10 protein-coding genes are annotated in these 14,002 nt (G+C 61.8%); 6 read left to right on the forward strand and 4 right to left on the reverse strand.

Features of this window, described 5'->3' with window-relative positions; genetic code table 11:
- Nucleotides 1-213: 213 nt before the first annotated feature.
- From HX898_RS16255 to HX898_RS16265, 3 genes are all read left to right on the forward strand, one after another.
- Nucleotides 214-1,758 (forward strand): sodium:proton antiporter, encoded by a 1,545-nt coding sequence (locus HX898_RS16255; RefSeq protein WP_180195089.1) that lies wholly within the window; start codon nt 214-216, stop codon nt 1,756-1,758.
- Nucleotides 1,759-2,021: 263 nt separating this feature from the next.
- Nucleotides 2,022-3,197, forward strand: coding sequence for an efflux RND transporter periplasmic adaptor subunit (locus tag HX898_RS16260; protein ID WP_138330172.1), 1,176 nt, complete (start codon nt 2,022-2,024; stop codon nt 3,195-3,197).
- The gene (locus HX898_RS16265) at nt 3,194-6,382 is read left to right on the forward strand and encodes a multidrug efflux RND transporter permease subunit (protein ID WP_138330171.1); all 3,189 of its coding nucleotides are present in this window, start codon (nt 3,194-3,196) and stop codon (nt 6,380-6,382) included. Before HX898_RS16260 ends, HX898_RS16265 begins: the two co-directional genes overlap by 4 nt.
- 30 nt (nt 6,383-6,412) lie before the next feature.
- On the opposite strand, the gene HX898_RS16270 is transcribed toward HX898_RS16265, so the two are convergent.
- Nucleotides 6,413-7,189, reverse strand: coding sequence for a metallophosphoesterase family protein (locus HX898_RS16270; protein WP_173883605.1), 777 nt, complete (start codon nt 7,187-7,189; stop codon nt 6,413-6,415).
- A gap of 164 nt (nt 7,190-7,353) precedes the next feature.
- Between HX898_RS16270 and HX898_RS16275 the strand changes: the two genes are divergently transcribed.
- Nucleotides 7,354-8,481, forward strand: coding sequence for a monooxygenase (locus HX898_RS16275; RefSeq protein ID WP_180195090.1), 1,128 nt, complete (start codon nt 7,354-7,356; stop codon nt 8,479-8,481).
- Between the two features lies 1 nt (nt 8,482).
- Here HX898_RS16275 and HX898_RS16280 read toward each other — a convergent pair whose 3' ends face one another.
- On the reverse strand, nt 8,483-8,947 hold the full coding sequence (locus tag HX898_RS16280; RefSeq protein WP_033180647.1) for an Rrf2 family transcriptional regulator: 465 nt from the start codon (nt 8,945-8,947) through the stop codon (nt 8,483-8,485).
- 176 nt (nt 8,948-9,123) lie between these two features.
- Nucleotides 9,124-9,912, reverse strand: a complete 789-nt coding sequence (locus HX898_RS16285) for an SDR family oxidoreductase (protein ID WP_129421472.1) — start codon at nt 9,910-9,912, stop codon at nt 9,124-9,126.
- 140 nt (nt 9,913-10,052) lie between these two features.
- Here HX898_RS16285 and HX898_RS16290 point away from each other — a divergent pair, with 140 nt between their 5' ends.
- Complete coding sequence (locus HX898_RS16290) at nt 10,053-10,823, forward strand: TIM barrel protein (RefSeq protein WP_180195091.1); 771 nt, start codon at nt 10,053-10,055, stop codon at nt 10,821-10,823.
- Here the strand turns inward: HX898_RS16290 and HX898_RS16295 are convergent.
- A complete protein-coding gene (locus HX898_RS16295; RefSeq protein WP_138330168.1) occupies nt 10,820-11,839 on the reverse strand; it encodes a LacI family DNA-binding transcriptional regulator in 1,020 nt (339 codons plus the stop codon). The genes HX898_RS16290 and HX898_RS16295 overlap by 4 nt on opposite strands.
- A gap of 176 nt (nt 11,840-12,015) precedes the next feature.
- On the opposite strand from HX898_RS16295, the gene HX898_RS16300 reads away from it, so the two are divergent.
- A complete protein-coding gene (locus HX898_RS16300) occupies nt 12,016-13,941 on the forward strand; it encodes an ABC transporter substrate-binding protein (RefSeq protein ID WP_138330167.1) in 1,926 nt (641 codons plus the stop codon).
- The last annotated feature ends 61 nt before the right edge of the window (nt 13,942-14,002 follow it).

Consider the following 14,002-nt stretch of genomic DNA (forward strand, 5'->3'; position numbering starts at 1 on the left):
CATAATATCGGTAGATATATTGAGCATGTGCACTGCACAAGGGCATGGACGGCAGATTCAGCAATGGCGGCTAAAATGCCGCAGACCGGGCCAAGCATATCCTACAGTTTCTCCTTTCGCCGTTTACAAGCACCAGCCAGTAGTCGCAGCCCAGCTCCGCCCTAATTCTGCGGCAGGAACAGCCTCCGCCGGAGGCGCGCATTGGGGAGCTCGATGGCGTTCTTCGAAAGCATGCTGACGCTGCTGCTGGTGGCGATCGTCTTTCTGCAATTTTCCAGGAAGTTCCGGATCCCTTATCCGACAATGCTGGCGATCGCCGGCGTCATCGTCGCGGCTGTGCCCTGGGCGCCCGAGGTCGCGATCGATCCCGAGCTTGCGCTGGCGCTGCTGATTGCGCCCGTGCTTTTCGACGCCGCCTACGATCTGCCGCCGAGGACGTTGAGACGCAACTGGCTGCCGCTGTTCTCTCTCGCCGCGATCGCCGTGATCCTGACGGCCGCAGCCGTCGCCACCGTCAGCGTGACGATGGCCGGCCTCCCGCTTGCCGCAGCCGTGGCACTCGGCGCCATCGTCGCACCGCCGGATGCGGCAGCCGCGACCGCCATGCTCGACCGCTTCACCCTGCCGCGCCAGACCTATGTGATCCTGAAGGGTGAAAGCCTCCTGAACGACGCAGTCGCGCTGCTGATCTTCAGCGCTGCGGTGGCAGCCGCCGCAAGTCCCGCCTTCTTCGCCGGCGCCCTGGCGGAGTTGGCGCTCGCCGTGCCTGGCGGCCTCATCCTCGGCTATCTCATGGGCCGTCTCTATATGGTCGTCGGCCCGAGGCTTGCCGGCACGCTCGGCGGCACCCTGCTCGAATTCGTCGCCACCTTCGGCACCTGGATCATCGCCGAGCGGCTGCACCTTTCGGCAATTCTGGCCATCGTCGTCTATGCGATGGTGATCGCCCGCTACATGCCCGAGCGGCAGACGGCCCGCCACCGCATTCATTCCTATTCGGTCTGGGAAGCCGCGGTCTTTCTGCTCAACGTGCTCGCTTTCCTGCTGATGGGTCTGCAGGCCCGTCAGATTGTCCTCGACCTCGATCCCGGCCGCCTGAATTTCGCGATCACCTTCGCCGCCATGGTCTTCGTCACCGTCATCGTCGTCCGCCTGGCCTGGGTGCTCATCTATAACCGCCTCATCAACTTTCTCGCCGCGCGCGGACGCACGACACAAGCCGTTCCGACTTTCGCGACCAGCCTGCTTGCCGGCTGGTGCGGCATGCGCGGCCTCGTCACGCTGGCGACCGCGCTCGCTCTGCCGATCGACTTCCCCGATCGCGATATCATCCTGCTCAGCGCGCTGGCCGTCGTTCTCGGCACGCTCATCGTCCAGGGGCTGACGCTCGGGCCGCTGATCCGTTTCCTGAAATTCGACCCGGACACCTCCCTGGATCGCGACCTCGCCAAGGCCCGCGTCACGTTGATCGATGCGGCCCTTGCCGAACTCGCCGGCGGCGAGGACAAATCCACCCGCATCCTGCGCGACGTCTACACCTCCGAGCGCGAAATCACCGCTGATGGGAAACACCCGCGCGAGGTCAGCAGGCTCGACAAGCAGCGCCGCAACGTCATCGTCGCCAAACGCCGCAGACTGGCGGCGATGCGGCGCGCCGACGAGATCGACGACGATGTTTTTCACATGCTGGAACAGGAGCTCGACTGGGCCGAACTCGCCGCCCTGCCGCCCGGCAAAGACGAAATCGTCGAGAGCTGATACCCTCTGTGACGTTTTGATGGATTCCGGAATCGTTACCAATTGGCATTTGCAATTTTTCGCCGCTGCCGTTTATAGTCCAATTCCATAGGGTTACGATTTTTCGGATGTGCATTGCGTGCCGGCCTTCCTTTTCCAAGGGATTGAACGCCGGGGAAATCACGGGGGCAGAGACCCTCGGTCAAAGCAGCAAGACATGTACAGCATCACTTCATCTTAGGTTTGGCGGCAGTGAAATCGACCGTCGAGATTGGGGGACCGGTATGACTTACGCGCTTCGACAGATGGTGGTGCTTGGCTGTATCGCCGCATTCATGCCCCTCCCCGTGCTGGCCCAGAGCGCCCCGCCGCCCCCGCCCGTCACCGTCGCCAAGCCGGTCGTTCGCGATGTCGTCGACAGCGACGAATTCATCGGCCGCTTCGAGCCGGTCGACGAGGTCTCGGTTCGATCGCGCGTCGGTGGTTACCTGCAGGAAATTCATTTCCAGGACGGCGCATTGGTCAAGCAGGGCGATCTGCTCTTCGTCATCGATCAGCGGCCGTTCGTAACCGCGCTCAATCAGGCAAAGGCCACACTCGAATCGGCGCAATCCGCCCTGGTCTTTGCCGATGCGCAATATAAGCGCACACAATCGCTAACTTCGAGCGGCAGCCAGTCAGCCCAGACGCTGGATGATCGCCGCCGCGAATTCGATTCGGCCGAGGCCAATGTCCGCGGCGCACAGGCCGCAGCCGACCGCGCCTCTCTCGACATGGAATATACCGAGATCAAGGCGCCGCTCAGCGGCCGCATCGACCGCCGGCTGATCTCGGCCGGCAACCTTGTGCAGACCGACCAGACTGTGCTGACGACGATCGTTTCGCTCGATCCGATCGATTTCTATTTCGACGTCGACGAGCGCCGGCTGCTGAATTTCGCCGACACCGCGCGCAAACTGGGCAAGGATCTGCAGCAGGGCGGTGGCGGACTGGATGTGTCCGTCACGATCTCGGATCCCAGTGCCAAACCGTTCAAGGGAAAGCTCGATTTCGCCGAGAACCGGGTCGACAATGAGAGTGGCACCATTCGTCTGCGTGCCCGCTTCCCCAATCCTGATCTCGTCCTTCAGCCCGGCCTGTTCGGTCGCATACAGGTCGAAGCCTCCAACACCTACCAGGCCATTCTCGTCCCCGACGAGGCCATCGGCTCGGACCAGAATGAGCGCGTCGTTTATGTCGTCGCCGAAGACGGCACGGTTTCGACCAAGCCCGTAAGGCCCGGACCGCGCCTCTACGGCTACCGCGTCATACGCGAGGGCCTTGACGGCACCGAGACGATCATCGTCAACGGCCTGATGCGCGCCCGGCCGGGCGCAAAGATCACGCCTCAGATGACCGAACTGCCGCAGGAGCGGCAGGACGCTCCGCCGGAAACTGCCGGCGCGGAGAGCGGACAATGAGATTTGCTCATTTTTTCGTGGACCGGCCGATCTTTGCGGCCGTCATCTCGATCCTTTTTCTCGTCGTCGGCAGCATTGCCTACACGCAATTGCCGGTATCGCAGTATCCGGAGATAGCGCCGCCGACCATCGTCGTGCGCACCTCTTATCCGGGCGCCGACCCGCAGACGATCGCCGATACTGTTTCGACACCGCTCGAACAACAGATCAACGGCGTCGAAGACATGCTTTATATGTCTTCTTACTCCAGCGCCGACGGCGCCATGTCGCTGACGATCACCTTCAAGCTCGGCACCGATCTCGACAAGGTCCAGGTGCTCGTCCAGAACCGCGTTTCCATCGCCCTTCCCCGTCTTCCCGAGGAAGTCCAGCGGCTTGGCGTGACCACCGACAAAAGCTCGCCGGATCTTATGATGGTGGTGCACCTGCTGTCGCCGTCGCACCGCTATGACCAGCTTTACGTCTCGAACTACGCCCGCAACCGCATCCGCGACGTTCTCGTGCGACTTGACGGCGTCGGCGACGTGCAGATCTTTGGCGAGCGCCAGTATTCGATGCGAATCTGGCTGGATCCGGAAAAGCTCTCCGCTTACGGGATGACATCCGATGACGTCGTCTCCGCGTTGAGAGATCAGAACGTCCAGGTGTCGGGCGGCAAGATCGGTGCCCCACCCGTCACCGGCAAGAATGCTTTCGAATATACGGTGCGAACGGACGGCCGCTTCTCCGACGTGCGCGAGTTCCGATATGTCATCGTGAAATCGACGACATCAGGCCGGCTCGTCCAGTTGCAGGACGTCGCCCGTATCGAACTCGGCGCACAGGATTACGTCACCAACAGTTATCTCAACAATGACCCCGCAGTTGCTCTCGGCATCTTCGCCCGGCCGGGAACCAACGCCCTGGACACTGCGCATCAGGTCCAGACGCTCATGAAGGACATCTCCCAGAATTTCCCGCCGGGCCTAGAATATCGTATCGTCTACGACACGACCGAATTCATCTCGGATTCCATCAACGAGGTCTATAGAACCATCGCCGAAGCGGCCATCCTGGTGGCAATCGTCGTTCTCGTCTTCCTGCAATCCTGGCGAACCGCGATCATTCCGATCATTGCCATCCCGGTATCGCTGATCGGCACCTTCGCCGTCCTGCTCGCCTTCGGCTTCTCGCTCAACATGCTCACGCTGTTCGGCCTCGTCCTCGCGATCGGTATCGTCGTCGACGACGCGATCGTGGTGGTGGAAAACGTCGAGCGCAATCTGGCGCGCGGGATGACGCCGAAGCAGGCGTCCCATGTCACGATGGACGAAGTCGGAACCGCCGTCGTCGCCATCTCGCTGGTGTTGATCGCCGTGTTCGTGCCGACAGCCTTCATTCCAGGCATCTCTGGCCAGTTCTACAGGCAGTTCGCGGTCACGATCTCCGTCACCACTGCAATTTCTGCATTGAATTCGCTCACACTGTCGCCCGCGCTCGCAGGCATATTACTGAAAACCCATGACCATGAAACCAAGCGCACGAATGTCGCATCCCGTCTGGGAAGAGGGCTTGCGGACGGCTTCAATCATGGATTCGATCGGCTGAGTTCCGGCTATTCATGGACCGTTCGGCATCTGGTCAGCAGCTGGGTAGGGTTGACAGCCGCGATGGTCACCTTCGTCTGCCTGCTCGGAGCGACCTGGTATATGGGCACGAAAGTTCCCGCGGGCTTTATCCCGACCATGGACCAGGGTTACGCCATCATCGTCATACAGCTACCTGACGGCGCCTCGCTCGCGCGTACCGATGCCGTCGTCAAACAGGTGGGCGATATCGCCCGCACCGTGCCCGGCGTCGGCAATGCCGTTCAATTTGCCGGCTTCAGCGGGGCGACATTCACCAATGCCTCGAATGCCGGCGTCGTCTTCGTCCCGTTCAAATCCTTTGCCGAACGTGAAGAAGGCGGAGAGAACGCCAACAAGATCATCGGCGAGCTTTACGGAAAGCTGCAAAGCATCCAGGAAGCCTTCATCATCGCCATCCCGCCGCCATCCGTGCGTGGCGTCGGCAATTCCGGCGGCTTCAAGATGCAGATTTCCGATCTCGAAAACGCCGACATGACGCGCGTCCTCGGCCTCGCCCGGCAGATGATGGGTGCGGCGGCAACGACCGAGGGGCTGACCGGCGTCTTTACGACATTCTCCGATGCAAGCCCGCAATATTTCCTGGCGATCGACCGCGACAAGGCACGTTTCCTGAATGTGCCGATCCCCAATATCTTCAACGCCCTTTCCATCAATCTCGGCGTCTCCTACGTCAACGATTTCAATGCGTTCGGCCGCGTCTACCAAGTTCGAGCCCAAGCCGACCGGCAATACCGCATGGACCGGGAAGACATCCTTGCCCTGAAGGTCCGCTCGGCGACCGGCGCACTGGTTCCGCTTGGAACCTTGATGGACATCCAGGATGCCAGCGGCCCGGCGCTTGTCCAGCGCTACAACATGTACGTCTCGGTGCCGCTTCAGGGCAATCCGACGCCGGGCACGTCGACGGGCGATGCCATCGCCAAGATGGAGGCCTTAGCAGCGAAGATCCTGCCGCAGGGGACGACCTTCGAATGGACGGAACTCGCCTATCAGGAAACCCACACCGGCAACACCGCCATCTACATCTTCGCCCTGTCCGTCGTCTTCGTCTTCCTGGCGCTGGCGGCGCAATATGAAAGCTGGGTTCTGCCGCTCGCGATCATTCTCATCGTCCCGCTTGCGGTGCTCGCGGCGCTGATCGGGGTCTCGCTGAGGGGAATGGACAACAATGTCCTGACGCAGATCGGCCTGATTGTTCTGATCGGCCTTGCGGCCAAGAACGCTATTCTGATCGTCGAGTTCGCCAGGCAGGCGGAAGACGAGGGCAAGTCGCCGGTGGAGGCGGCTATCGAGGCCAGCCATCTTCGCCTGCGCCCGATCCTGATGACGGCATTCGCCTTTATCTTCGGCGTTCTGCCGCTTGCCATCGCCACCGGCCCCGGCGCCGAAATGCGCCAGTCGCTCGGCACCGCCGTCTTCTCGGGCATGCTCGGTGTGACGATCTTCGGCCTGTTCCTGACGCCGGTCTTCTACGTCGTGCTGCGCGGCTGGCGCCGTAACCGGCCGGCCACTGTAGAACCAGCGAGGACAGAGCCGGTCGAGGAAGGGGTCGTCTGAGACGATCCCACCCGGCTGAGGAAACGGAAGTCAGGTCGAAAACAGATGCACCTTGCCCTGCCACAAGCGGGCGACGGTGAGTTTGCCGCTGCGATAGGCGCGCGTATCGATATTGAGCCGCCTCGGCCGTATGTCGGGTTTGTCGTTCGGTGTATGGCCGTGAACGACGAGTTTTGGTAACGGCACCCGGCTTTCGAGAAACCGCTGGCGGATGAGGACCAGATCCTCGTCCGTCTGCCTGTCGAGCGGCAGTTTCGGATTGATGCCGGCATGCACGAAAATCACGCTTGGGGTTTCCAGCAGGACAGGCATCGCCCGCATGAAATCGATATGCGTACGCGGCAGCGACTGGCGGATGAAGACATCGAGCTTCGCGCCGGTGGGGAAGACCAGCGGCAGATGCTCCGGATCGAGGCCATAGGATTTGAGCGACTCCGCCGACCCCATCTGCATCCAATCGTCATAGGAGATCCAGCCGTCGATATAGTCGAGCATGGCGATTTCGTGATTGCCGGCAAGGCAGATGCGGTCGAACCCATCAGGCGGTGGCTCCATGAGATGGGTGATGACCTGTGACGATTCCGGGCCGCGGTCGATATAGTCGCCGAGCGTGACGATCAGCTTACGCCCGGGCAACTGCGCGCCATCGCGCAGGATCGCCGCCTCGGCTTTCACAAGCAGATCGTACCGACCGTGAATGTCGCCGATCGCATAGGTTGGCATAGCGGCAATATCCAGCGTCAGACGCGGTCTCGGCTGGCGCGCCATTTTCGAAACCTCGCTGTTGCGAGCACGAGAGTCGCTCATCATATTTCTCGATCAAGAAAGCCCCACTTCACCGTAAGTAGAGTAAAGGACAAGGCAATCAAGCTGGTAAGAAAATTCAAAGCACACGGCTTTTGTAGAAAAACCGGCCTTATCATTCGAGGGGCAATCCCTCACTCCTGTAACCGTCGAGGAAAGAGTGACCGATGGGAACGGTATCGCAGTTTCATGAGAGCCTGAGGCCTCCCGCGCATCGCATCGAAAGCGAAGAGGAGGCGATATCCACGGCCCGCGACCTCGCCGCCTCATTCCGGCATCAGGCGAGCGAACGTGATATCAACCGCATCCTGCCCTTTTCCGAGCTTGACGCGCTGTCGGTATCAGGGCTGACGGCAATCACTGTTCCGCCTGACCATGAAGGGCTCGACGTGTCGAACGCCCTGCTCGCCGAAATCGTTGCAATCATCGCCGAGGGCGATGCCTCGATCGGCGAGGCGCTGGAAAATCACTTTTGCGTACTGGAAACGCTCCGCACCCAGGCTGCCGAGGATTTGAAGGCATCGCTGTTTGCCCGTGTGCTGCTCGGCGACCGCTTCGCGGGCGCCGCCTTCACCGACGGGACCGAACTGACCGCCGAAGGCCCGGGCTACCGCCTGAGCGGGCGCACGCGTCAGGCGCCCGGTATTCTATTCGCCGACTGGATCGCCGCTGCCGCCACCGCTCCGCCCAGCCGCCCGGTGACACTCTACCTCGCACCCGGTGAAGAAGGCGTGCAGGTGGTCGACGATTGGGACGGCTTCGGCCAGCGCACCAATGGATCGGCGACGGCGATCGTCGGAACGCTTCATGTCAATGCCGATGCGATTGCGCCTGCTCCCTCCTCCGGATATTCAACCGGCATCTCGCTCGGCCTGCTGCTCAAGGCGGGCGTCAGCCTGGGCATCGCCCGGGCCGCATGGAGCGACCTAATGACTGCAATTGGCGATCGCAGCACGACCGTCCTTCCCCAGATCGGCGAACGCGCCATCCGCATCGAAGCGACGGCGGCAGCCTTGGAACGGGCTGGCCGCAAACTCGACATTGCCCAGGTCAATCCTGTGGAGGCAGCGATGGCGGACGCGCATTTTTCCGCCTCGGCGGCCGCAATCCTTGCCGGGGAAACGGCGCTCGACACAGCAAACGCGCTGTTCGAACTTGCAGGAGAAACATCGGCCGGTATCGGCCTCAATCTCGACCGCCATTGGCGCAACGCCCGCATTCACGCGCTATCGCTGCCGCGGGATAAGCTGGTGCATACCGCAGGCGAATATATGTCGGAGCCCGGCAGGGTCTAAATCAGCTGGCGGCGGAGATCGGGAATTCTTCCTTGGCGCCGTCGATGCTGCCGCCATCGGCGACGAATTGCTCGAGGGTCATATTGTCGAGAATGGCGGCGATCGCGTCCCGAACATCGGTCATCGAGCGCCGCACCTGACAGGTTTCCGGATCGGCACAGTCGTCGCAGGCCTCGTAAGCCGTACGGCTGGCGCAGCGGATCGGCGCCAACGGCCCGTCGAGCGTGCGGATGACATGGCCGATGCGGATTTCGGTTGCCGGCCGCGACAGGGAATAGCCGCCGCCCGGTCCCTTCTTCGAGCGCAGGATGCCGACATTCCGCAGTTCGAGCAGGATGGTATCGAGAAACTTCTTCGGGATATTGTTGCGGGCCGCGATGTCATTGATGAAGGCGGTCTCACCCGGCGCCAGCCGCGCCAGATCGACCAGCGCCTTCAGCCCGTATTTTCCCTTTTTCGTCAGCATCGTCGTCGCCTTGTAGAAGTCGCAGTATTTATCCTGCCAATAGCAGGCAAATAGCGTCAAAAGCGTGAACATACAACAAAATAGCTATTATTTATAGCTTGTATCGGCAACGTCCACAGAAACGCCCGGCAGCCTCGAGAAAGACCGGCCGCCGCGCGCCCTGCCGGGAGTCTCGGTCAGATCGTCTTCAGCATGCCGCCATCGACGAAATAGGTCGAGCCGATGCAATAGCTCGCACGCTCCGAACTCAGGAAGACGAAGACGTTGGCCAGCTCCTCGGGCGTGCCGAAGCGTTTGGAGGCGGCGTGCTCGTTGGCGACGCTCTGCAGATAACCTTCCCAGTTGCCGCCGGTTTCAGCCGTCAATTGCTTGGCGGTCTTGATCCAGTCGGGCGTCAGGATCAGGCCGGCATTGACGCAGTTGACGCGGATATTGTCCTTGATGAGCTCGGTCGAGAGCGTCTTCGAAAACATCATCAGCGCCGACTTGCTGACATTGTAGATCGGCTCGTACCAGAGCGGCTGGACGGCGCAGATCGAGGCATTGTGCAGGATTACCCCGCCACCGCGTTCCTTCATCTGCGGCGCGATGCCGCGCGCCAGCCGCACGGCGGCCATCACATGCAGGTCCCAATAGTCTTGCCACTTCTCGTCGGGCGCCTCCATCACCGTCTCGTTCGACCCGGTGCCGGCATTGTTGATGAGGATATCGGCGCCGCCTTTTTCGGCCGCCGCCGCGATGATCGCCTCGGTTCCCGCAACCGTCGCCACATCGGCCGCGACAGCGGCGGCGCTGACGCCGTACTTCTCGGCAATACGGGCCGCTTCCGCCTCGAGCCGTTCGCCGCCGCGTGCTGCCAGCACGAGGTCGGCGCCCTCAGCCGCCAGCCCCTCAGCGATCGCCAGCCCGATGCCGACCGACGCACCTGTTATGACGGCAGTCTTACCCTTCAATCCGAGATCCATGTCTTCCTCCGCAAGGCCGGAGATTCCGGCCTGATGTGCCAAGTGTTTCGCCAATGAACCCGGGCGTCAAGCGCCCGAACACCTCTTGCGGCAAGCGCCGATCTGTCGCATGCCTGCATCAACAGATGGGAGGAGTTTTCATGCGACGTTATTCAGCGTGCATAGAGTGGCTGTTTGCCGAAGAAGGCAACAGCTTTCCCGATCGCATCCGCCGCGCCCATGCGGCCGGCCTGACGGCGATCGAATTCTGGCGCTGGAGCGACAAGGATCTCGATGCGATCGAGGCGGCGCTGAAGGAAACCGGCCTTGCCGTCTCCAGCCTCGTCGCCGAACCGATGATCGCGCTGACCGACACCGCCAGCCGGCAGGCCTGGCTGAAAGGCCTTGCCGAATCCGTCACTGTCGCGAAACGTCTCGGCGCGCCGGTGCTGATTGCCCAGGCGGGCGACGATCTCCCAGGCATGACCCGCCAAGAACAGCGCCGGGCGCTGACCGAAACGCTGAGAGCCGGCGCCGATATCCTCAAAGGCAGCGGTGTCCGCCTCGGCGTCGAGCCGCTCAACATCCGCATCGACCATGTCGGCTATTTCCTCGATTCGACCCGCGAAGGCCTCGACATCATCGATGACGTCGCTCGCCCCGAGATCGGCATCGTCTACGACATCTACCATTCCGCCGTGATGGACGAGCGCACCGAGGAGGTGCTGAACGGCCGTCTCGACCGTATCATCCACGTCCACGTCGCCGATCACCCTGGCCGCAACGAACCAGGCTCCGGCGATATCGACCTTGCCCGACGTCTCGACTGGATCTTCGCCAACGGTTACGCCGGCGCCGTCGGTCTGGAATACCGGCCGACCAGGCCCGGCGCGGACGCAGTCAAGGCCGCGATTGCTTCGCTCGGCGGTTAAACCTCGGCGGCATCGACGCTTGCCGCCGCCTTGCAGGGTCCGGCCGAGCGGCGCTCGATAATGCGCGAGGCGATCATGATGCGCCGCGCCGGCATGCCCGGCAGGCGTGGATTTTCGATGCGCTCGAGCAAAAGCCGCAGCCCGACCGCCCCGCATTCCTGCCCCTCCATCCTCACCGTCGTCAGCGCCGGCGAGATCTGCGTCGCCGGCGAGTAGTCGCCGAAACCAACGACCGAAATATCGTCGGGAATGCGGTATCCCTGACCGAGCAACTCGGAAACCACGGTCAGGGCCAGCCCGTCATGGGCGCAGAAAAAGGCCGTCGGCCGGATGCCTTTTTCCACGAGTGCCCGGAAGGCTGCGCTGAAGCCATTCTCTTCGTCAAACTGCATAACATGAAGCGCAACGTCAGGATAACGTTCGGCGATTTCTCGGGCACCGTAATGCCGCTCCTGGCGCCCCCGCAGGCCCGGCATGCCATAGACGTAAACGATGGACCGATGGCCGAGCCCGACCAGATACTCCAGCACCGCCTGCCCTGCCTCATGGTCGGTGCCGCCGACATGGTCGATCTGTTCGAGCGCATCGACCCAGCCGAAACGCACGATTGGAACGCCGGTGGCACTCACCGCCGCCACGGCCTCACGGGCATGCGGGCCGACGAGCATCAGCCCGTCGCAAGTGCGCGCCAGCTCTTCCAACTGGCCGGAATCATGGGTCCAGCGTACGCGCAGCGTCATGCCAAGCCGATGAGCCTCGCGCTGCACACCGTTCTGCACCTGCATATAGAGCTCACTGTTGATGGCATCGAGATCGTGAAAGACGACCGCGACCTCGCCGGCAGTACCCTGCCCGGCGGGCTTGGTATAGCCGAGGCGCTGCGCCGTCTCGCGGATCAGCGCGCGCGTTTCTTCGCTGACGCCGCTCTTGCCGGCAAGCGAGCGCGACACGGCGTATTTTGACAGGCCGACCTCCCGCGCGATCGTCTGCAATGTAACCCGGCCCCTGCTTCCCACGTGGCACCTCAGCATTTATTGATGCGATGCTGGCTATATCAACCGCGCCACCAAGGCAAATTTTTACACTAACGGAAACATAACGCTTTACCTAACAATATCCAAATGTAATCTTTCCCTCATCCCAGCCCACAGCAAAAATAATGATAAGGGCCGGATTTTTGGAGGAGATTCCTATGATCAAGCTGAAACGACGTGCGTTTCTGGCCGGGACGTCGGCCGCCCTGATATTGCCGGCCCTGCCGGTTTTCGCCGCTGACTTCAAGGAAGCGGATATCCTGAAAGCGAAAGTGTCGAGCGGCGCCCTGCCGGGTCTGAAGGAGCGGCTTCCTGAAAATCCGCTCGTCGTCAAACCGGTCGAAAGCGTCGGCAAGTACGGCGGCGACTGGAACATGGCGCTGGTCGGCGGCGGGTCGCTGTCGATGCTGTTCCGCTACCAGGCCTACGAGCCGCTGTTGCGCTATACGCCCGACTGGTCTGGCGTGACGCTGAATGTCGCTGAGTCCTTCGAGGGCGACGCCGACTCCAAGGTCTATACGATCCGCCTGCGCAAGGGCATGAAATGGTCGGACGGCCATCCCTACACCACCGCCGACATCAAGTTCTGGTACGACACCGTTTTCACCGACAAGCGCGTCGCCTTCGTCGGCCAGGATCATTGGAAGTCCGGCGGCAAGCCGGCCAAGCTGGAGATCGTCGATGAGCAGACCTTCAAGGTCACCTTCGACAAGCCGAACGGCCTCTTCCCGCTGCAGGTCGCCTGGGCAAACAACGACCAGACGACGCGCACACCGAAACATTATCTCGAGCAGTTCCACATCGACTTCAATCCGAAGGCCGATGAACTCGCCAAGCAACGCGGCTTTGAAAGCTGGATCGCCTCCTTCCAGGCGGCCGCCGGTTTCCAGGACGACAACGCCTTCTTCCTGAACTCCTCGAAGAAGCCCTGCGTGCATGCCTGGATGTTCACGATAGCGCCCGGAGAAAACACCGAACGCGCCGTTGCCGAACGCAATCCCTACTATTGGAAGGTCGACACCGAGGGCAACCAGTTGCCCTATATGGACCGCATCGTCTACCAGATGGTCGCCGACCCTCAGGTTCTGTTGCTGAAGGCCATGCAGGGCGAAGTCGACCTGATGGACCAGTATATCGCCACGCCGAACAACAAGTCGGTTCTCTACGATGCGCGTGAGCAGGGCGGCTATGATTTCTACACGCTGACTTCGACCGAAGCCAATGTGATGAATTTCATCTTCAACCTGAACCACAACGACGAGACCAAGCGGAAGCTCTTCCGGAACAAGGATTTCCGTGCGGCACTCTCGACAGCACTCGACCGGCAGTCGCTGATCGATGCGGTGCTCGTCGGCCAGGGCGCGCCTGCCCAGCCGTCGGTCAAGAAGGAGGACCCGCTCTACAACGAGCAGCTCGCCACGCAGTTCACGGCCTATGACGTCGACAAGGCGAATGCCATGCTCGACCAGCTCGTGCCGAAGCGCGACGACCAGAACTTCCGCCTCGACGAAAAGGGCCGCCGCCTGACGATCATCTTCGAGATCGACCAGGCGCGCGCCGTCTTCCTCGATCTCTTCCAGCTGGTGATCCCGATGTTCCAGGCGGTCGGCATCGATGCGCAGATGCGCTCGATGGACCGTTCGCTCTGGGAGACGCGCGTCCGCCAGGGCCGTGATTTCGATGCGACCGCCCACCAGTTCGGCGCCAATGGCGGCGTCGCCGCCATGCTCGACCCGCGCTACTACGTGCCGACCGATGCCAACGCCATGTATGCCCCGGCTTGGCAGCTCTGGTATCGCGACCGCGCCAATGCCAATGCTGAGGAACCGCCGGAAAGCACGAAGAACCAGCTTGCGCTCTACGACAAGCTGAAGGCGACCTCCGACGCATCAGGCCAACGCGAGGTCATGAAGCAGATCCTGCAAGGCGCCGCCGACAATTTTTATGTCTTCGGCATCTCGCTGCCGCCCGATGGATACGGCGTCGTCAAGAACAACATGAAAAACGTCACGAAGATCATGCCGAACTCTTTCGGCTGGCCGACGCCCGCTCCGACCATGCCGGAGCAGTTCTACAAGGTCTGAAGACCTTTATCCCAGGAGCCTAGTTAGGCGCCGGCCCCGCCGGTTGGCGCCGAGGACCTTC

Source organism: Rhizobium sp. WYCCWR 11128 (assembly GCF_013416305.1).
In the GTDB taxonomy this organism is placed as follows: Bacteria; Pseudomonadota; Alphaproteobacteria; order Rhizobiales; family Rhizobiaceae; genus Rhizobium; species Rhizobium indicum.

What these genes read in the sequence shown, in the direction of transcription:
- HX898_RS16255 (WP_180195089.1), top strand. Translation starts at nt 214, where the DNA reads ATGGCGTTCTTCGAAAGCATGCTGACGCTGCTGCTGGTGGCGATCGTC.
- HX898_RS16260 (WP_138330172.1), top strand. Translation starts at nt 2,022, where the DNA reads ATGACTTACGCGCTTCGACAGATGGTGGTGCTTGGCTGTATCGCCGCA.
- HX898_RS16265 (WP_138330171.1), top strand. Translation starts at nt 3,194, where the DNA reads ATGAGATTTGCTCATTTTTTCGTGGACCGGCCGATCTTTGCGGCCGTC.
- HX898_RS16270 (WP_173883605.1), bottom strand. Translation starts at nt 7,189, where the DNA reads ATGAGCGACTCTCGTGCTCGCAACAGCGAGGTTTCGAAAATGGCGCGC.
- HX898_RS16275 (WP_180195090.1), top strand. Translation starts at nt 7,354, where the DNA reads ATGGGAACGGTATCGCAGTTTCATGAGAGCCTGAGGCCTCCCGCGCAT.
- HX898_RS16280 (WP_033180647.1), bottom strand. Translation starts at nt 8,947, where the DNA reads ATGCTGACGAAAAAGGGAAAATACGGGCTGAAGGCGCTGGTCGATCTG.
- HX898_RS16285 (WP_129421472.1), bottom strand. Translation starts at nt 9,912, where the DNA reads ATGGATCTCGGATTGAAGGGTAAGACTGCCGTCATAACAGGTGCGTCG.
- HX898_RS16290 (WP_180195091.1), top strand. Translation starts at nt 10,053, where the DNA reads ATGCGACGTTATTCAGCGTGCATAGAGTGGCTGTTTGCCGAAGAAGGC.
- HX898_RS16300 (WP_138330167.1), top strand. Translation starts at nt 12,016, where the DNA reads ATGATCAAGCTGAAACGACGTGCGTTTCTGGCCGGGACGTCGGCCGCC.